The 18,114-nt window shown below is 66.7% G+C and carries 18 protein-coding genes; 13 read left to right on the forward strand and 5 right to left on the reverse strand.

Going from position 1 to position 18,114, the window contains the following annotated elements:
• Nucleotides 1-56 precede the first annotated feature (56 nt).
• The gene (gene ffh, locus GV792_RS06545; protein WP_163822786.1) at nt 57-1,613 is read left to right on the forward strand and encodes a signal recognition particle protein; all 1,557 of its coding nucleotides are present in this window, start codon (nt 57-59) and stop codon (nt 1,611-1,613) included.
• A 69-nt stretch (nt 1,614-1,682) separates the two neighbouring features.
• On the opposite strand, the gene GV792_RS06550 is transcribed toward ffh, so the two are convergent.
• Entirely contained in the window at nt 1,683-2,546 is an 864-nt protein-coding gene (locus GV792_RS06550) for an SDR family oxidoreductase (protein ID WP_163822788.1), read from the reverse strand.
• A 31-nt stretch (nt 2,547-2,577) separates the two neighbouring features.
• Nucleotides 2,578-3,192 (reverse strand): TetR/AcrR family transcriptional regulator, encoded by a 615-nt coding sequence (locus GV792_RS06555; RefSeq protein ID WP_163822789.1) that lies wholly within the window; start codon nt 3,190-3,192, stop codon nt 2,578-2,580.
• Between the two features lie 303 nt (nt 3,193-3,495).
• On the opposite strand from GV792_RS06555, the gene rpsP reads away from it, so the two are divergent.
• Genes rpsP through trmD form a run of 4 tightly spaced genes read left to right on the forward strand, consistent with a single transcriptional unit; the run spans nt 3,496 to nt 5,399 of the window.
• Nucleotides 3,496-3,933 carry a 30S ribosomal protein S16 gene (gene rpsP, locus GV792_RS06560; protein ID WP_163822791.1) on the forward strand — a complete coding sequence of 146 codons (438 nt, stop codon included), beginning with the start codon at nt 3,496-3,498 and terminating at the stop codon, nt 3,931-3,933.
• Nucleotides 3,933-4,175, forward strand: a complete 243-nt coding sequence (locus tag GV792_RS06565) for an RNA-binding protein (protein ID WP_163822793.1) — start codon at nt 3,933-3,935, stop codon at nt 4,173-4,175. Before rpsP ends, GV792_RS06565 begins: the two co-directional genes overlap by 1 nt.
• Nucleotides 4,175-4,699 carry a ribosome maturation factor RimM gene (gene rimM, locus GV792_RS06570; RefSeq protein WP_163822795.1) on the forward strand — a complete coding sequence of 175 codons (525 nt, stop codon included), beginning with the start codon at nt 4,175-4,177 and terminating at the stop codon, nt 4,697-4,699. The genes GV792_RS06565 and rimM overlap by 1 nt, the downstream gene beginning before the upstream one ends.
• Nucleotides 4,700-4,712: 13 nt before the next feature.
• A complete protein-coding gene (gene trmD, locus GV792_RS06575) occupies nt 4,713-5,399 on the forward strand; it encodes a tRNA (guanosine(37)-N1)-methyltransferase TrmD (protein ID WP_163822797.1) in 687 nt (228 codons plus the stop codon).
• A 6-nt stretch (nt 5,400-5,405) separates the two neighbouring features.
• Here the strand turns inward: trmD and GV792_RS06580 are convergent, their stop codons facing one another.
• Complete coding sequence (locus GV792_RS06580) at nt 5,406-5,969, reverse strand: PadR family transcriptional regulator (protein WP_163822798.1); 564 nt, start codon at nt 5,967-5,969, stop codon at nt 5,406-5,408.
• A gap of 124 nt (nt 5,970-6,093) precedes the next feature.
• On the opposite strand from GV792_RS06580, the gene GV792_RS06585 reads away from it, so the two are divergent.
• Together GV792_RS06585 and GV792_RS06590 are read left to right on the forward strand one after the other, a co-directional pair.
• Nucleotides 6,094-6,510, forward strand: coding sequence for a nuclear transport factor 2 family protein (locus GV792_RS06585; RefSeq protein WP_163822800.1), 417 nt, complete (start codon nt 6,094-6,096; stop codon nt 6,508-6,510).
• A gap of 49 nt (nt 6,511-6,559) precedes the next feature.
• Nucleotides 6,560-7,348 carry an SGNH/GDSL hydrolase family protein gene (locus GV792_RS06590; RefSeq protein WP_163822802.1) on the forward strand — a complete coding sequence of 263 codons (789 nt, stop codon included), beginning with the start codon at nt 6,560-6,562 and terminating at the stop codon, nt 7,346-7,348.
• 102 nt (nt 7,349-7,450) lie between these two features.
• On the opposite strand, the gene GV792_RS06595 is transcribed toward GV792_RS06590, so the two are convergent.
• Both GV792_RS06595 and GV792_RS06600 read right to left on the reverse strand, forming a co-directional pair.
• Entirely contained in the window at nt 7,451-9,073 is a 1,623-nt protein-coding gene (locus GV792_RS06595; RefSeq protein WP_163822803.1) for an AMP-binding protein, read from the reverse strand.
• Nucleotides 9,073-10,695: an AMP-binding protein gene (locus GV792_RS06600; protein ID WP_163822805.1), complete on the reverse strand. Its 1,623-nt coding sequence runs from the start codon at nt 10,693-10,695 to the stop codon at nt 9,073-9,075. Before GV792_RS06600 ends, GV792_RS06595 begins: the two co-directional genes overlap by 1 nt.
• A gap of 97 nt (nt 10,696-10,792) precedes the next feature.
• Here GV792_RS06600 and GV792_RS06605 point away from each other — a divergent pair, with 97 nt between their 5' ends.
• The 6 genes from GV792_RS06605 to GV792_RS06630 all read left to right on the forward strand — a co-directional run bounded on the left by GV792_RS06605 (nt 10,793) and on the right by GV792_RS06630 (nt 17,997).
• Nucleotides 10,793-11,647, forward strand: a complete 855-nt coding sequence (locus tag GV792_RS06605) for a helix-turn-helix transcriptional regulator (protein ID WP_163822807.1) — start codon at nt 10,793-10,795, stop codon at nt 11,645-11,647.
• A 79-nt stretch (nt 11,648-11,726) separates the two neighbouring features.
• Nucleotides 11,727-12,098, forward strand: a complete 372-nt coding sequence (locus GV792_RS06610; RefSeq protein WP_309138544.1) for a VOC family protein — start codon at nt 11,727-11,729, stop codon at nt 12,096-12,098.
• A 207-nt stretch (nt 12,099-12,305) separates the two neighbouring features.
• Nucleotides 12,306-12,803 carry a hypothetical protein gene (locus tag GV792_RS06615; protein ID WP_163822811.1) on the forward strand — a complete coding sequence of 166 codons (498 nt, stop codon included), beginning with the start codon at nt 12,306-12,308 and terminating at the stop codon, nt 12,801-12,803.
• 1,212 nt (nt 12,804-14,015) lie between these two features.
• Nucleotides 14,016-14,480, forward strand: a complete 465-nt coding sequence (locus GV792_RS06620; protein ID WP_163822813.1) for a hypothetical protein — start codon at nt 14,016-14,018, stop codon at nt 14,478-14,480.
• 229 nt (nt 14,481-14,709) lie between these two features.
• A complete protein-coding gene (locus GV792_RS06625) occupies nt 14,710-17,100 on the forward strand; it encodes a Tex family protein (RefSeq protein WP_163823162.1) in 2,391 nt (796 codons plus the stop codon).
• A gap of 27 nt (nt 17,101-17,127) precedes the next feature.
• Nucleotides 17,128-17,997 carry a hypothetical protein gene (locus GV792_RS06630; protein WP_163822815.1) on the forward strand — a complete coding sequence of 290 codons (870 nt, stop codon included), beginning with the start codon at nt 17,128-17,130 and terminating at the stop codon, nt 17,995-17,997.
• Nucleotides 17,998-18,114 lie beyond the last annotated feature (117 nt).

Genomic DNA, 18,114 nt, shown 5'->3' on the forward strand with positions numbered 1-18,114 from the left:
GGTGATCCCATTACGCTGGGATGCAGTGACGTCACTCGAGATCAGGAGCGCGATCGGTGTTCGAATCCCTTTCCGACCGGCTTACCGGTGCCCTCAAGGACCTACGCGGTAAGGGACGTCTGTCGCCGGCTGACATCGACGCCACCTGCCGCGAGATCCGCCTCGCACTGCTGGAAGCAGACGTCGCGCTGCCGGTGGTGCGCGGATTCATCGCCAAGATCAAGGAGCGCGCCAAGGGCGCCGAGGTCTCCGCGGCGCTGAACCCGGCCCAGCAGGTCGTCAAGATCGTCAACGAGGAACTCGTCGGCATCCTCGGCGGTGAGACCCGCCGCATCACTCTGGCCAAGACCCCGCCGACGGTTGTCATGCTCGCCGGTCTGCAGGGTGCCGGTAAGACCACGCTGGCGGGCAAGCTCGCCAAATGGCTCAAGGGCCAGGGACATCAGCCGTTGCTGGTGGCCTGTGACCTGCAGCGTCCCGGCGCCGTCACCCAGCTGCAGGTTGTCGGTGAGCGCGCCGGAGTGCCGGTGTTCGCGCCGCATCCCGGCACCTCGGTCGGCGGCGGTGAGAACGCGTTGGGCGTGTCGGCCGCGGATCCGGTCGCGGTCGCCGAGGCCGGTGTGGTCGAAGCGAAGCAGAAGCAGTACGACGTGGTGATCGTCGACACCGCCGGTCGTCTCGGTATCGACGCCGAACTGATGGCCCAGGCCGCCGGTATCCGCGACGCCGTGCAGCCGGACGAGACGCTGTTCGTGCTCGACGCCATGATCGGCCAGGACGCCGTCACCACCGCCGAGGCGTTCCGCGACGGTGTCGGCTTCACCGGTGTGGTGCTCACCAAGCTCGACGGCGATGCCCGCGGTGGTGCCGCGCTCAGCGTCCGCAACGTCACCGGCGCACCGATCATGTTCGCCTCGACCGGTGAGAAGCTCGAGGACTTCGATGTCTTCCATCCGGACCGGATGGCCAGCCGCATCCTCGGCATGGGCGATGTGCTCACCCTCATCGAGCAGGCCGAGCAGGTCTACGACCAGCAGCAGGCCGAGGAGGCCGCGCGCAAGATCGGCAGCGGCGAGCTGACCCTCGAGGACTTCCTCGATCAGATGCTCGCGATCCGCAAGATGGGTCCCATCGGCAACCTGCTCGGCATGCTGCCCGGCGCCGGTCAGATGAAGGACGTCCTCGCCCAGGTCGACGACAAGCAGCTCGACCGGGTGCAGGCCATCATCCGCGGCATGACCCCGGCCGAACGCGATAATCCCAAGATCATCAATGCCTCCCGCCGCCTGCGCATCGCCAACGGCTCGGGTGTGCAGGTCTCCGAGGTCAACCAGCTCGTCGACCGCTTCTTCGAGGCCAAGAAGATGATGGCCGCGATGGGTCGCCAGATGGGCATGCCAGGAGCGAACCGGCGCAGCAACAAGAAGGGCAAGAAGGGCAAGAAGGGCGGCCGTGGCCCCACCCCGCCGAAGGTGCGTGGCGGTTTCCCGGGCGGCATGCCCGGTATGCCCGCGGGCATGCCCGACCTGTCCGGAATGCCAGCCGGTCTCGATCAGCTCCCGCCGGGACTCGAGGGCTTCGATCTGTCGAAGCTGAAGTTCCCGAACAAGTAAAGCCCGCGCAACACACCGGCTCGGCCCCACATCTGTGGGCCGAGCCGGTGGTGTTCGAGCAGCTGACGCCTATGTGGATGCCTGCATATCGGCGACGATCGCGGCGACTCGATCACTCGCCTGCGTCGCCAAGTTTGGGTGAGTGGTGACGTAGAGCCGATCGGCCTCGACGGCCGCGAGAACGATCTCGGCGGCTTGCGCGGCAGGCATCATCTCGTTCGCCATCACAGAGATGAGGCCGAGACCAGGAGTGAGGCGTTCCCACTGCTCAGGGGTGAGTGTGCCGAACCACCCTTCGGTGGGCTGTGTGGGGACGCCGTCGCCGAGCAATGATCCGACGCCATCGGTGACACCGCGCAGCATCTGAGTGTCGACCGGGCCAGGGCACACCACGGTGGCGCCGACGCCGGGTGCGAGGACGGCCAGTTCGCCGTGCAGTGACTCGGTCAACGAGACGACCGCGTGCTTGCTGGCGGTGTACGGCCCGTTGAACAGGCCCGTGGTCACACCGGCCAGGGACGACGTGTTGATGACGTGCCCGCGACCCGCCTCGATCATATGCGGGACGAACGCGCGCATCCCGTTGATGACGCCCTGGACGTTGACCGCCCAGACTCGTTGCCAGTCATCGGGTTCCACCGCCCAGACCGGCCCGCCGGCGCCCATCCCGGCGTTGTTGAACACCAGGTCGACCCGGCCGAAGAGCCGCAGGGCGATCTCGGCCAGCCGCTGGACCTGTTCGGGATCGGCGACATCGGTCGGTACCGCCGGAGTGTCGTGGCCGATCTCCTCGGCGGCTTTCGCCAGGGCGTCACCGTCGATATCGGCCAGCACCACGCGGATCCCGCGGGCGTGCAGGGCCTCGGCAATCGCCCGTCCGATGCCATTGGCGGCGCCGGTCACCACGGCGACCTGTCCGGATTCCAGTTTCATTGCGTTCCTTTCGGTGGGACGTTCTGGTGAATCACGCGGCGGTGGCGCGGTCGAACAGCGTGACGAGCTCGGCGGCGAAGAGCTCGACATCAGCGGCCCGGTCCTCGGCGTATCCGATCGCGATGGTGTCGATGGCCGCGCGCAGCGCCACCGCCATGACGTGGGCATCGAAGTCGCGGAAGGCGCCTGCGCCCTGCCCCTCGCGCAGGGCTTGTTCGAGCGCGTCGAGCGGAGAGCCGACGGCCGCGTCGTCGACGAACTGATCCCCGAGCGCCGCCCTGGCATTGCTGTTGAGCTCGATCAACGCCCGCAGCACTGCCGTGCGGTCGCGCATGAACTCCATGTTCGCGGTGATGTAGGCGGCCAGCCAGGCCCGGTGACCGGTGGTTGCCATGATCCGCGGTCCGATGAATTCCACCGCGGCGTCCTTGGCCGCCACCAGCACGTCGCGCATCAGCTCGTCTTTGCCGCTGAAGTGGTACGAGATCAGCCGCGTGCTGCTGAGCCCGGCGTGCTCGGCGATCTTCGCGAACGAGGTCTTGGCATAGCCGACCTCGCCCAGTACCTGCATCGTCGCGGCCACGATCTGCCTGCGTCGCTCCGCGGCGGCGGGGGAGATGGCCGCCGCTCCGTCCGTTACTTGCACAAGTAAATTGTTACTCGGGTGAGTAATTCTTGGCAAGCCTCGCTGTTGCCTCGGCGGCGTAGTGGGCTGTGGGGGCGCGTCATCGACATCCGGAGCGGCCGAGGTGGGGTGACTGGGCCGCTGGACCGATTTCGGGCGCGGCCCAGGCGTCTGGCACAATGGTCGATCGTCCGTATGGACAGTGTCAGCCCGTCTCCGGTTACGTACCGCGCGGCGGTCACACACTTCAACCGCAAAACCGGGCTCGCAGACCATGTGGGTCGCCGAATTGCGCCGTGACCAACCCTGAAAGGTAGATCAGCAATGGCTGTTCGCATCAAGCTCACCCGCTTGGGCAAGATCCGTAACCCCCAGTACCGCGTCGTCGTCGCCGACGCCCGCACCCGCCGCGACGGCCGGGCCATCGAGTCCATCGGCAAGTACCACCCGAAGGAAGAGCCCTCGCTGATCGAGATCGATTCCGAGCGCGTGCAGTACTGGCTCGGTGTCGGCGCGCAGCCGACCGAGCCGGTGCAGCGTCTGCTGGAGATCACCGGTGACTGGCAGAAGTTCAAGGGTCTGCCGGGCGCCGAGGGCACCCTGAAGGTCAAGGAAGCCAAGACCTCCAAGCTCGACCTGTTCAACGCCGCGCTCGCCGCCGCTGACAACGAGCCGGTCGCCGAGGCCGTCACCAAGAAGAAGAAGGCCGCCAAGAAGGACGAGGCCGCCGAGGGCGCCGAGTCGGCCGAGGCCGCTGAGTAATGAGTGCAGTCGTCGCCGATGCTGTCGAACATCTGGTTCGCGGCATCGTCGCCAACCCCGATGACGTCCGCGTCGAGCTGATCACCGGCCGCCGCGGGCGGACGGTCGAGGTGCACGTTCATCCCGAGGATCTGGGCAAGGTGATCGGCCGCGGTGGACGTACCGCGACCGCGCTGCGCACCCTGGTCGCCGGTATCGGCGGCCGGGGCATCCGGGTCGACGTGGTGGACACCGACGCGTAATGGAACTCGTCGTAGGTCGTGTCGCCAAGTCGCACGGCGTGCGCGGTGAACTGGTCGTCGACGTACGCACCGACGAGCCGGAGGCGCGTTTCGCGCCCGGTTCGATCCTGCGTGGGCGGTTGGCTCGGTCGAAGGAAGTCCGTGACTTCACCGTGGAGTCGGCCCGGGAACACTCGGGTCGGCTCCTCGTGCACTTGACCGGCGTCACCGACCGCACCGCCGCCGATGAGCTGCGCGGCACGCTTTTCCTGGTGAACAGCGAGGATCTGGGCCCGTCGCAGGATCCCGACGAGTTCTACGACCACGAGCTCGAGGGTTTGCGCGTCGAACTCACCGACGGCACGGCGATCGGTACCGTTACCGAGGTATTGCATTCGGCCGCAGGCGAATTGCTGTCGGTGCGTGCCTCCGACGACGGCCGCGAGATCCTGATTCCGTTCGTCATGGCCATCGTGCCCACGGTGTCGGTGGCCGACGGGCTGGTCGTAATCGATCCGCCCGAGGGCCTGCTGGATCCCGAATGAGGCGGGCGGCGTCATGAAGATCGACGTGGTCACCATTTTCCCGGAGTATCTGGAGCCGCTGCGCACGGCCCTGCTCGGGAAGGCCATTGATAAGGGCCTGATCTCGCTCGACGTCCACGATCTCCGGCGCTGGACTCACGACGTGCACAAATCCGTCGACGATTCCCCGTACGGCGGCGGGCCGGGCATGGTGATGAAACCGACTGTCTGGGGCGACGCCCTCGACGAAGTCTGCCCGGATGATGCCGTCCTCGTCGTCCCGACCCCCGCCGGGGTTCCATTCACCCAGGTCACTGCCGAGCGCTGGGCCACCGAAGAACATCTGGTGTTCGCCTGCGGTCGCTATGAAGGCATCGATCAGCGCGTCTTCGACGACGCAGCCCGACGCGTCCGCGTCGAAGAGGTCAGCATCGGCGATTACGTGCTGATCGGTGGCGAAGCGGCGGTGCTGGTCATGACCGAGGCCGTTGTGCGTTTGCTTCCCGGCGTGCTCGGCAATCAGCAGTCCCACCAAGAGGATTCGTTCTCCGACGGACTGCTCGAAGGCCCAAGCTATACCCGCCCGGTGAGCTGGCGTGGCCTCGATGTGCCGCCGATTCTGCTCTCCGGTGACCACGCCAAGGTGGCAGCGTGGCGGCGGGAGCAGTCGCTGATGCGGACCCGTGCGCGTCGTCCGGATCTGCTGTCGGATTCCGACTGAGCATCCTCACACCTGCGCGGTGATTCGCCGATCGATCACCGACACTGCGAACTCGGCCCACCGAATGTTCTCCTGTTCGAGGGAGATTCCGCGGAGCAGCGTGAGATAGGGGCCGATCCGCTCGGCCTCGGCCAGGTATGCCTGCTCGCTACGGCCGTTCAGCAGCCGGGAACGCAGGCGTTCATAGCGCGCCAGCTTCGCCTTCGACCATTCCAGCTTGTCGGCCACCGCGGAGCGCACGACGGGTGCGTCCGCGGCGTCCATGCCCTGCACTTTCACCATCATCTCGTCACGGATGGCGGTGGGTTTGGCCGGCGCTGCGATGAATTCGTGCAGCGCCGCCCGTCCGGCGGGGGTGATGGCGTGCAGCCGTTTGTTGGGGCGGCGCTCCTGCTGCACGACCCTGGTCTCGACGAGCCCCTCGTCTGCCATCCGCTCGAGCTCCTTGTACAGCTGCTGGGGTGTGGCCATCCAGAAGTTGGCCACCGAGGCATCGAAGCCCTTGGCCAGGTCATAACCGGATGACTCGCCCTCCAGCAGGGCGGCCAATACCGCGTTACGTAGCGCCATTCGATCAAGGCTACCAGTCAGAGGGAATATACAAATATTTGTCCGAATCACCCTGGACACCTGGCATTGCCGGGACTAGCGTTCCCATCAGAATAGGCAACTAATTGACTATGAAAGGTGGAGAATGCATCCCTTCAGAGCGGCCGTCGAGGCCCGCGACGAGGCCGCGATCGAGGCATTGCTGGCCGACAACGTGGTGTTCACCAGTCCGGTGGCGTTCAAGCCCTATCCGGGCAAGGCCATCACCGCGGCGATTCTGCGGGCGGTTATCCGCGTGTTCGAAGACTTCCGCTACGTGCGCGAGATCGCCGACGCGAACGGTCACGATCACGCCCTCGTATTCGAGGCCACCGTCGACGGCAAACAGCTGACCGGCTGTGACTTCCTGCATGTCGACGAGGATGGCCAGATCGACGAGCTCATGGTCATGGTCCGCCCGCTGTCGGCAACCCAGGCCCTGGCCGTGCGGATGGGTGAGCAGTTCGAGCGCATCAAGGCCGAAGCTGCCGCCCAGCTCGAGCGAGAAGCGAGCGGAGCGTGAGCGACGTCGGACTGGCGGTCGCCGCGATCGCTGATGCGGAGTTCGACCGATGAGCTACCTGCGCTACGTCGCGCTCGGCGACAGTCAGACCGAGGGTGTCGGCGACGATGACGACCGGGTCGGTGTGCGCGGACTGGCAGACCGGCTGGCCGAACGGCTTGCGACGATCAACCCGGACCTGCGCTACGCGAACCTCGCGGTCCGGGGCAAACTCGCCGGTCAGGTGCACGCCGAACAGTTGGCGGCGGCACTGGCGCTGTGGCCGGACCTGGCGACCGTCGTCGCCGGTGTCAACGACGTGCTGCGACCCGGCTTCGACGTCGACGAGATCGCCGACCACCTGGACGCCATGTTCGCGGCGCTCACCGCGCAGGGCGCGGTCGTGGCGACAGTGACCTTTCCGGACGTCGCACGCATCACCCCGCTCGCGCGCCCGATCAGCGGCCGCATCGCGGCGCTCAACGACCGCATCCGCGCGGATGCCGAGCGCCACGGTGTCGTCGTCGCCGAAACCGCCCGCCACCCTGTCGTCACCGATCCCCGTCTGTGGAGTGCGGACCGGCTCCACGCCAGCCCACTGGGCCATCAACGTATCGCCGACGCCCTCGCCCACGCCCTGCGACTCCCCGGCAGCGACGACCACTGGACCGATCCGCTGCAGCCACCAATGCCCGCCCGGAGCCCGCTCGTCACTGCGGCAGACGAACTGCAGTGGGTGGCGACGTTTCTCGGGCCGTGGCTACGCCGCCGACTGACGGGACGGTCGTCGGGTGACGGTCGCACTGCCAAACGCCCGGAGCTGCTACCGGTCGAGCTCGCCGACACCGGAGCTCCATGAGCCTGCTCGCGACCCATCGGGACGGCAGATCCGGCCTGGTCGAGGCCGCTGCCCGCGACAGCCCTTGAGGCAGGACCCATGCGCTATGACAGCGAGAATCGCTCAATCGTCGAGCCCGAGCAGTGTCCTCGCCATCTCCCGCATCTCTGCTTTGCGCACCTTTCCGGTCACCGTCATCGGGAACTCCTCCACGACGTGCACGTACCGCGGCACTTTGAAATGCGCCAGCTTCCCGGCGCAGAACACGCGCACGGCGTCGGCGTCGAGAGGTGCCGTGCCTTCGCGCATCCGGACCCATGCCATGAGCTCCTCGCCGTACTTCGGGTCGGGGACGCCGATGACCTGGGCGTCGAGGACATCGGGGTGGGTGTAGAGGAATTCTTCGATCTCGCGGGGGTAGATGTTCTCGCCACCGCGAATGACCATGTCCTTGATGCGGCCGGTGATGGCGAGGTAACCGGTGTCGTCCATGACACCGATGTCGCCGGTGTGCATCCAGCGGGCGGAGTCGATGGCTTCGACGCTGCGTTCGGGGTCATTCCAGTAGCCGAGCATCACCGAATAACCGCGGGTGCACAGTTCGCCGGGCTCACCGCGTGGGACGGTACGACCGGTCACCGGATCGACGATCTTGATTTCGAGATGCGGGCCGACTCGGCCGACAGTGGCGGTGCGGCGGTCGATGCTGTCGTCGCGGCGGGTTTGGGTGGAGACGGGGGAGGTTTCGGTCATCCCGTAGCAGATGGACACTTCGCTCATGCCCATCCGATCGATGACGCGTTTCATCACCTCGACCGGGCACGGTGAGCCTGCCATGATGCCGGTGCGCAGCGTGGAAAGGTTCGCATCCGATTCTTCCAGCTGAGCGAGCATGTCGATGAACATGGTGGGGACGCCGTAGAGCGAGGTGCACCTTTCCGCGGCGACGGCAGCTAGAGTGGCCGCGGGTTGGAACGACGGTGCCGGAATCACGATTGCCGCACCGTGACTCGTGGCCGCCAAGTTACCCATGACCATGCCGAAGCAGTGATAGAACGGCACAGGAACGCAGATCCGGTCCTGCTCGGTGTAACCACACAATTCCCCGACGAAATAGCCGTTGTTGAGGATGTTGTGGTGGCTGAGCGTGGCGCCCTTCGGGAAACCCGTTGTCCCGGAGGTGTACTGGATATTGATCGGATCGTCCATGGACAACTCCGCTGCACATGCCGCCAGCAATTCCTGGTCGGCGGCGGTGCGAGCGAGCTCATCCCATTCCGCGGTACCGAGAACCAGCACCTGTTCCAGGCCTGAGCAATTCGGTCGCACCTGCTCGATGATCGCCACATAGTTCGAGGATTTGAATTCCGGCGCCGAGACCAGCATCCGCACGCCCGCCTGCCCGAGCACGTACTCCAATTCGCTGGTGCGGTAGGCGGGATTGATATTGACCAGGATCGCGCCGATCTTCGCGGTCGCGTACTGGACGAGGAACCATTCGGGGCAGTTCGGCGCCCATATCCCGACCCGATCGCCCGCGACGATGCCACGCGCGGCGAGGCCGGTGGCGAGGGAGTCGACGGCGCCACGGAGTTCACGGTAGGTCCAGCGACGTCCGGAGGGGTAGTCCACCAGGGCTTCCCGGTCGCCGAACGCGGCGGCGGTCCGGTCCAGATTGGCGCCGATGGTGTCGCCGAGTAGGGGAGTGTCCGAGATTCCAGAGGTATAGCTCGGCAGTGCATTCATCACCGGACCTCCTGCTGCCGCAGCAGGAACCGCTGCACCTTACCGCTTGGCGTCTTGGGCAGGCTCGGCACGAAACGCACTCGACGCGGATAGGCGTGCGCGGCGAACTTCTTCTTCACCAGTGTCTGTAGCTCGGCTTCCAGTTCCTCGCTGCCGGTGACGCCCTCGCGCACCACGACGAACGCTTCGAGGACCTCGCCGCGCAATTCGTCGGGCATCCCGACGACGGCCGCTTCGGTGACGTCCTCGTGCAGCACCAGCACGCTCTCCACCTCGAACGGGCCGATCCGGTAGCCGGCCATGATGATGACATCGTCGTCACGGGCGGAGAAGTGGAAGAACCCATCGGCGTCCCGCGAACCCGCGTCGCCGGTCAGGTACCAGCGTCCGTCGGGGGTGTAGCGCTGCGTGGTCCGTTCGGGTGCGTCGAGGTAGCCGAGGAACCACAGCAGCGGGCTGCGCTCGGTGTCGATGGCAATGCGGCCCAACTCGCCGGTCGGCGCTTCGGTATCGGCGTCATCGGCGAGCACGGCGCAGGCCCAACCGGGCAGCGACCGGCCCATCGAGCCCGCGGGCGCCGCGATGTTCAGCTCGTCGTGCCAGGCATTGCAGATCACCATGCCGTGTTCGGTCTGACCGTAGTGGTCGCGCACGGCCACGCCGAGGGTATCCGCGGACCAGGCCACGACCTCGGGCGTCAGCGGCTCACCCGCCGACGACGCCCGGCGCAACCGCACCTCGGGCACCGTCGAGGTGTCGGCCCGCAGGGCTCGATACACGGTGGGCGCGGCAGCGAAATTGGTGACGCCGAACTTCTGCATCACCTGCCAGGTCAGCCCGGCGGAGAAACCGGCATGCAGCAGCAGGCTCCGGATACCGCCGGCCATCGGCCCGAGGATCGCGTAGTAGAGGCCGTACGCCCAGCCGGGGTCGGCGGCATTCCAGAACACATCGTCCGGGCGGACGTCCAGCGCGAACTCCTGGTAGGCCTGGAACGAGGCGAGCGCGCGCACCGGGATGGGCACACCCTTGGGGGTGCCGGTCGTTCCGCTGGTGAACAGCTGGACCAGCAGGCCGTCGCCGCCGACCGCGACCGCGGGCCGGCCCGGCGCGTCGGTCATCAGGAGGTCGTTCATCCGCAGCGCATCGGTCGCCGGACCGTCGCCGGTGACGATGGTGCGCCACGGCGGATCAGCGGGGATATCGTCGCCGGGAGCAAGTTTGCCCGCCTGATCCGGATCGACGACCACGATCGAGGCATCGCTGGCCGCCAGCCGGAACGCGATCGCGGGCGGTGCGAACGCGGTGAACAGCGGCACATGGACCGCGCCGCGCCGCCAGATACCGAGCAGCGCCACCACCAGGTCCTCGGACTTGGCCATCAGTGTGGCGACCCGGTCACCGGGCTCGACGCCGAGTCCCGCCAGTGCCGCCGCGAAGCGCTCGGACTTCGCACGCAGTTCGCCGTAGGTCAGGTCGGTGGACGACAGATCGCTGTCGATGACGGTGAACGCGACCGCGTCGGCCGGATGCCGGTCACACAGCAGCTCGGCCGCGCTCGCATCGGCACGGTCGTAAGACTCCAGTAGCTCGCGCACCCGCGCGTTCGGGTCCATCCCCATCTCGCCTCTCCTCGGTCGTGATCCAGCTCACCAGCTGTTGCCATAGGATGTAGGTCACACCTGGTTCGGCACTACCCCCGAAAAGGGGTGACACTCCATGACCAACCCGTCACCGCTGCTCCGCCCGCGCGACGGCGACGCCGTGCGCGCCGAGATCCGCCGCGTCGCGGGCACGACCGGGGTTCCGGTGCTGTTCGGCGGCGAGGTGCACACCGATACGTTGCTGCTGACCGAGTTCTTCGGGGTCCGGACCAACGGGTTGCGTGGGCTGTCGGTCCTGCGCACGTCGGGGCTGGGTGGCCAGGTGATGGATTCCGGCCGTCCGGGCCTGGTCTCCGACTACCGCAACGCGCCGACGATCACCCATCACTACGACGGTCCCGTCGTCGGTGAGGGCATCCGTTCGGTCGTCGCGGTACCGGTCGTGGTCGACGACGCTCCGCGCGCAGTGCTGTACGCGGCCACGCGCGGCACCGGCGCGGTCGGCGACCGCACCGCGGACGCGCTGCTGCAAGCCGGACACCGGCTCGCCACCGAGATCGCCATTCGCGACGAGGTGGATCGGCGCCTTCGCCTGTTGGAGGCCGTCTCGCCGCCGCCCGCGACCGCGGGCGTTGTGGTCGAGGAACTGCGTGACATTCATGCCGAGCTGCGCGATATCGCACATTCGACGGCCGACGAGAAGCTCAGAGATCGGTTGCATACCGTGGGTGCGCGGCTGACAAGGGCGCTGTCCGGCGCGCCAGCGGCCGATGCCCCGCGACTGTCGCGTCGCGAGCTCGACGTGCTGGTCCAGGTGGCGCTCGGCTGTTCCAATCACGAGGTCGCCCAACGCCTCAGCGTCGGCGCTGAGACCGTCAAGAGCTATCTGCGCAGCGCGATGAACAAGCTCGACGCCCATTCCAGGCACGAGGCCGTCGTCACCGCCCGCCGACTCGGTCTGATCCCCTGAGCCCGCGTCGATTTCGCTGTTCCCGCCCCGTGCGGCCCGATGTCGAACCGTGCTCGGTCACGCCTCTATACTCACCGCCGTGCCGCAGTTGCGAGTAGTCGGGCTGTCCCTCGACAGTGCCGACCCCGAATCTCTTGCCCAGTTCTACCTGGATCTGCTCGGCGGAAAGACGCTGTGGCGCAAGGAAAGCAGTGTGGGGGTGCGCATCTCGTCGGGGTTGGCGCTGGTCGCCCACCGCGTCGCCGACCACCAACGGCCGACCTGGCCCGGGTCCTCGATCGTGCACCTCGATCTGGCGGCTGACGACGACCGTGACCTCGACGAATGTGTCGACCGCGCCGTCGAATTGGGCGCCACCGTGGCGCCGATGCAGCCGGGTGATCGGTGGCGCGTCCTGCTCGACCCATCAGGCCACCCGTTCTGCATCACCACGGTGACACCTCCGGAATAGATAGCGTCACAACAGCACTCGTCGTCTACCGCCTTGAACCGCACTCGTCATCGGGGGGCCGGAGGTATTCCCTGGGTTGGGCAAGGCTGTGGTGTCGGTTGGTTCCCGATGTGGCAGGGTGTCCGTGCGTGTGACGAGGGGCGTCAGGAGTGGCGAGGTCAACCAGGATGTCGGCTCGCTCATAGGTTTTCGAGATGGAGCATCTGAATGAGCTACCCTACCGAACCCGAACCGGAGATCCCTTGGCTTGCCGCAGGGGTGTCGATCGCAGCGCCCCTTGTCGGCGGGATGTTCGGCCCCATCGGAGGCGCGATCGGCGGATTGATCGGCGGGGCAACGCACGGGTGGGTCATGAACAAGATAGATGGAAAGTCCGATACGGGTGCGCTTCTCACTCACGCGGCCCTGGGCGCGATCGGCGGAGGTCTGGGTGGTTGGCTGGGGCGCGGGCTTGTGCGCGATGCCAAATGGAAACTGTACGGGAGAGCTAACGATGTCGCCCGTAAGTTCGGTGGTGATCCAGACAAAATTGCCAAGGACCTGATCAAGAGTGGACTCGGCCCCACGAAATTTGACGAAGTGTTGAGGCAATCAACCATGACTGGTGTCGGTTACACGATCACACAGGGGGGTTGGACGGTGGGGCGGGTAGCGTATCGAGACAACCTCATCGGTCTACCCGTAGTGAGCATCGGCCGGGGATGATGGTGACGGATGGCCGATATGCCCGAGGTCATGATGCCGGACCAGAACTCGCCCGGCTACCCGGCCGAGTTCAGATTCTCCTCGGCCGTGGAGGCCTACTATCGCCGCATCCCGCACACATTCCGCAGCAACTGGGATTCCTATGGGTCGGGGACCGCGGCCGACGTTCCGCGGCCGCCAACGGTCTCCGACGTGGAAGAACCGGCACGAGCACGTCTGCCGAGCTACGAGAGGCTGGCGGCTCAGCTCGGCCGCAGATATATAGACCTCGAGGAGTTGGATCGGCAGCTCGCCGTCCAGGTCGGCGAGGTCAGAGTTGCCTTACAGAATGATCGACAGGATCTCGAATCCATCATTCATCGGATAAACGCTGACGCGAGGAAAATTCCCATTGGTCAGACCAAGGGGGACCAGGTTCTCGGCTACCTCGATGCCGGGCTGGGTCGTTTGGACGAGATCATTCAGAGTACGACGAAATCCCAGCACAATTCGGCCGATATGTTCGTCGACCTGGCGCGGGAAGCGGCGGAACTGATGCTGCCGCCGAAACCGCCCGCGGCTCCGTCGGACGCTGCCGCGAACGATCACTTACCGTCGGGGCCCACCAGCCGGTCGAGGGATATGGGCGCACCGAGGCTCGCCGAGAGGAACGCACCGGCGAGCGGCGTGAACCAGGATCTGATTCCGCACGATGAGCGAGCCCCGTTCGATGATCGCCGGAATGACCTGCCCGAAAGCACGCCGGCCACGCCACCGACCGGCGAGCACGCTGTGGTGCCGACGATGGAAACGGTTCGACCGCAGGTCGACTCGCACGCTTCGGGTTCGCAGCCGCAGAACTCGCGGACGGGGCCGGCCGTGCATACCGCGGCCCGATCCAGCGGTCATCCCTGGATATCGGATAGTCACAGCGGTCCAAGGGAAGGTGCGGCATCCCCCCGTGACGAATCACGGACATCGTCGAGGACAGCCGAGACCGGCGGTCACTTCACGCCATGGAACCCGGTGGGCGGACCCTCGCCTCGAACCGATGATATCGGGCCCATTGGAGACCATTCTGTCGTCGGCGCGCCCGGCAGTTCGCACAACTCGAAGGCGGAAGGGACTGTCGGGTACACGATTCCCGACGGCCGAACGGTGGAAGTGCCCGCCACGGTCGCCCACCTACTCGATTCTGCGTTCGGTATAGGGCCGAGCAGCGGTACCCGACCCGTGTCCGCCAGGCGCCGCGCCACGGCATCGGTAGGGGCTCCCGCCGAAATCCAGCGCGCGACAGATGCGGTCGTGACCGGCGATATCGCACTATGGACTCGGCGTACGGCCGTCGTAGTCGTCTTCGGTTCCGGCAGCACGCGCACACTCGAAGTGGTCGTGGACGGTGAGCTGAGACCGTTCGCTGCGCAGATGCGTTACGAGCAAGACGAATTCGGCCCGTTCATCGGATTTCGCAACCCGGGCAGTGCCGAGCTTGCTCTACCTTTCGGTGGTCGGGACAGCGAGCCGGAGCGTGGCGACCCGGATGTGCATGATTCCCGCACTCACCGAGACCGGGCATACGCACCGACGGCCGCGACGGCTCCGCAGGTCGAGGTCCGCGATCAGACTGATGCTGACGAGGAAGACACCCAGAAGGGGCAGGGCAACGACGGTGGCACAGCGATGGCGGTTGCCGGCTGAACGGATGTACTGGGGTCCGCAGTGCTGCGAAGGTGGCGGCGGCGGTTCCCGACATCGATGACCTGGTCGCGGCGCCGCGGTCTCGGTGAAGCGGTCATCGCCGGCTGCACCGGGTGCCGGTCACCTGTCACCCGTCGACGGTAGTGTGCGGGTCGTGACGACAGCGCCTGAGACCTCGAGTCCCGAGACGACCCGCACCGACCAGACCACGGCCACCGGCACAGCCCCGGTGGTGTCCGGCACCGTCAGCCGTCGCATCGCCGACGAGCTGGCGGTGCGGGAGAATCAGGTCCGTGCCGCCGTCGAACTGCTCGACGCCGGCTCGACCGTCCCGTTCATCGCGCGCTACCGCAAAGAGGTCACCGGCGGCCTGGACGACGCCCAGCTGCGCACCCTCGAGGAACGGCTGTACTACCTGCGCGAACTCGACGAGCGCCGAGCCTCGATCGTGGAATCCATTCGCAGCCAGGGCAAACTCGATGACGAACTGCACCGTCAGATCATGCTGGCCGAGACCAAGGCCCGCCTCGAAGACATCTACCTGCCGTACAAGCCCAAGCGGCGCACCAAGGCCCAGATCGCCCGCGAAGCAGGCCATGAGCCCGTCGCCGACGCGCTGATCGGCGACCCGGCCACCGATCCTGCCCAGTACACCGGCGAACAGCTCGACGGCGCCCGCGCCATCCTGGTCGAGCGGTTCGCCGAAGACGCCGATCTGATCGGTGAGCTGCGTGAACTCATATGGGAGCGGGGCCAGGTCAGCTCCACGGTGCGGGCGGGCAAGGAAGAGGCCGGTGCGAAGTTCGCCGACTACTTCGAGTTCAGCGAACCGTTCAGCAAACTGCCCTCGCACCGCATTCTCGCGCTGCTGCGTGGTGAGAAGGAAGAGGTGCTCACCCTTCATCTGCAGCCCGAGACCGAAGAGCCGGAGCCGGGGGAGCGCACGATCTACGAAGGCCGCATCGCGGTGCGCTTCGGCATCGCCGACCAGGGCCGTGCGGCCGACAGCTGGCTGCTGGACACCGTGCGTTGGGCCTGGCGCACAAAGCTGCAGGTGAGCCTCGGTATCGACACCAGGATGCGGTTGCGGCAGGCGGCTGAGAAGGACGCCGTCGACGTCTTCGCCGCGAACCTGCGTGACCTGCTGCTGGCCGCACCCGGCGGCGCCCGCACCACCATGGGACTGGATCCGGGCTACCGCACCGGTGTCAAGGTGGCCGTTGTGGACGGCACCGGCAAGGTGGTGGCCACCGAGGTCATCTATCCGCACAAGCCGCAGGGGCAGACCGACAAGTCTCTCGCTGTGCTCGGTGCGCTGGTCGCGCGGTTCGGCGTGGAACTGATCGCCATCGGCAACGGCACCGCCTCCCGTGAAACCGATGCCCTTGCCGTCGAACTCATCTCACGCATCCCGGAGAACAAACCGACCAAGATCGTGGTCTCCGAGGCTGGTGCTTCAGTGTATTCGGCCTCGGCCTACGCCTCCCAGGAACTGCCCGATATGGACGTCTCGCTGCGTGGCGCGGTCTCCATCGCGCGCCGCCTGCAGGATCCGCTGGCCGAACTGGTGAAGATCGACCCGAAGTCCATCGGCGTCGGCCAGTACCAGCACGACGTCTCCGAGACGATGCTGGCCCGCTCGCTCGGCGCGGTTGTCGAGGACGCGGTGAACGCGGTCGGCGTCGACGTGAACACCGCGTCGGTGCCGCTGCTGTCGCGCGTGTCCGGTATCGCCGGATCGCTGGCCGAAAGCATTGTCGCCCACCGCGATCAGCACGGACCGTTCCGCAGTCGCACCGCGCTGCTTGATGTGGCGCGGCTGGGGCCAAAGGCATTCGAGCAGTGCGCGGGCTTTCTGCGCATCCGCGGCGGCGACGACCCGCTCGATACCTCGGCAGTGCATCCCGAGGCGTACCCCGTGGTGCGGCGCATCCTGGAGTCGACCGGTCGTGGCATCGCCGAGATCATCGGCAACACCAGTGCCCTGCGCGCGTTGAGTCCCGCCGAGTTCACCGATGAGCGATTCGGTGTCCCGACCGTCACCGACATCATCAGCGAGCTGGATAAGCCCGGCCGCGACCCACGCCCCGAGTTCAAGACCGCCGAATTCGCGGCGGGCGTGGAGAAGGTCGCCGACCTCGAACCCGGCATGGTGCTCGAGGGCGTGGTCACCAATGTGGCGGCCTTCGGCGCGTTCGTCGACGTGGGTGTGCATCAGGACGGCCTGGTCCATGTCTCGGCCATGTCGCACAACTTCGTCAAGGATCCTCGCGAGGTCGTGAAATCGGGGGACGTGGTCAAGGTCAAGGTGCTCGAGGTCGACGTCGCCCGCCAGCGCATCGGGCTGTCGCTGCGTCTGGACGACGAACCAGGGGCGAGTAAGCCGGAACGCGGCCGTGGGCCGGGTGAGCGCGGCCGTGGCGGCGCCGACGGGCGGGCCGAACAGGGGCGTGGTCAGGGTCAGAACCGCAGCCAGGGGCCGAACCGTCAGGGGCAGAACCGTGGTCAGGGTCAGGCGCAGAACCGTGGTCAGGGGCAGGGCCGGAATCAGCGCCGCGACTCCGCACCGGCGAACGGGGCCATGGCCGACGCGCTGCGCCGGGCGGGTTTCGGAAAGTAGTCACCGAGTTCGGGAGCGGGGGCAGGCATGCGGCGGTGGATCGACGACGATGTGATCGCGCAGGGCAGGCTCCCGCTGCTGTGCTTCCTGCTCGGCTTCATCCTCGGCTTCCTGGTGATCCGGGTCAGCGTCCGGCTGATCCGGGCCAAGGTGCGCTGGTGGCCGGGCAATGTGCGCGCCGGTGACACCCACATCCACCACATGGTGTTCGGGGTGATCCTGGTACTGCTGTGCGGTATCGGGATGATCAGCACCTTCGACGACGGCAGTGACGCCACCGGAGCGCTGCTCGCCGCGGGATTCGGCATCGGGGCGGCGCTGGTACTCGACGAGTTCGCGCTGATCTATTACCTACGCGATGTGTACTGGGAAGAGCAGGGGCGCACCTCGGTCGACGCGGTCTTCGTCGCGCTGGCTGTCACCGGGTTACTTCTGCTCGGCCTGCACCCGCTGTGGATGCTCGACATCAACGATTTCCGCCACGATCCGAGCCTCCCGGCGCGGGTGCTGGTCGTCGTGTTCGCGGTGGTGAACCTGATCCTCGCTGCCATTGTGATCGCCAAAGGCAAAATCTGGACCGGGCTGTTCGGTATGTTCTTCCTGCCGCTGCTCGTCGTCGGTGCGCTGCGGCTGAGCAGGCCGGGCGCGCCGTGGGCCCGCTGGCGCTACGGAGACAACCGCAGGCTGATGTACCGCGCGATCGTCCGCGAGCGGCGCTACCGGCGTCCGGTGATCCGCGCCAAGATCTTCGTCCAGGACCTGGTGGCAGGCAAACCCGATGTCGACCACGTGCGATCGGCCGCCGAAGCCGAACTGCAACGCACAGTCGTCCCCGCACCCCCGGCTCCACACCGCCACCATCCACTCTGGTCGCACGACCACGGTGCGTCGAGCTGAGCGGGGGCGGTACCGTCGATAGCGGCCAGAGGCGAAGGCCGATTTCCGGCTGGACGCTCCCATCTGGCACAATGCACAGGTTGCCCTGGGTGATATCGGCCCCGGCGCACCCCTTAT

Origin of the sequence: Nocardia cyriacigeorgica (assembly GCF_010868145.1) — a bacterium.
Classification (GTDB): Bacteria; Actinomycetota; Actinomycetes; order Mycobacteriales; family Mycobacteriaceae; genus Nocardia; species Nocardia cyriacigeorgica_D.

Bases quoted from the DNA above. Each gene is read 5' to 3' on its own strand.
- GV792_RS06585 (WP_163822800.1), top strand. From the start codon at position 6,094: ATGCATCCCTTCAGAGCGGCCGTCGAGGCCCGCGACGAGGCCGCGATC.
- GV792_RS06580 (WP_163822798.1), bottom strand. From the start codon at position 5,969: ATGGCGCTACGTAACGCGGTATTGGCCGCCCTGCTGGAGGGCGAGTCA.
- GV792_RS06600 (WP_163822805.1), bottom strand. From the start codon at position 10,695: ATGGGGATGGACCCGAACGCGCGGGTGCGCGAGCTACTGGAGTCTTAC.
- rpsP (WP_163822791.1), top strand. From the start codon at position 3,496: ATGGCTGTTCGCATCAAGCTCACCCGCTTGGGCAAGATCCGTAACCCC.
- GV792_RS06630 (WP_163822815.1), top strand. From the start codon at position 17,128: ATGCGGCGGTGGATCGACGACGATGTGATCGCGCAGGGCAGGCTCCCG.
- GV792_RS06595 (WP_163822803.1), bottom strand. From the start codon at position 9,073: ATGAATGCACTGCCGAGCTATACCTCTGGAATCTCGGACACTCCCCTA.
- GV792_RS06615 (WP_163822811.1), top strand. From the start codon at position 12,306: ATGAGCTACCCTACCGAACCCGAACCGGAGATCCCTTGGCTTGCCGCA.
- GV792_RS06605 (WP_163822807.1), top strand. From the start codon at position 10,793: ATGACCAACCCGTCACCGCTGCTCCGCCCGCGCGACGGCGACGCCGTG.
- rimM (WP_163822795.1), top strand. From the start codon at position 4,175: ATGGAACTCGTCGTAGGTCGTGTCGCCAAGTCGCACGGCGTGCGCGGT.
- GV792_RS06590 (WP_163822802.1), top strand. From the start codon at position 6,560: ATGAGCTACCTGCGCTACGTCGCGCTCGGCGACAGTCAGACCGAGGGT.
- GV792_RS06550 (WP_163822788.1), bottom strand. From the start codon at position 2,546: ATGAAACTGGAATCCGGACAGGTCGCCGTGGTGACCGGCGCCGCCAAT.
- GV792_RS06565 (WP_163822793.1), top strand. From the start codon at position 3,933: ATGAGTGCAGTCGTCGCCGATGCTGTCGAACATCTGGTTCGCGGCATC.
- trmD (WP_163822797.1), top strand. From the start codon at position 4,713: ATGAAGATCGACGTGGTCACCATTTTCCCGGAGTATCTGGAGCCGCTG.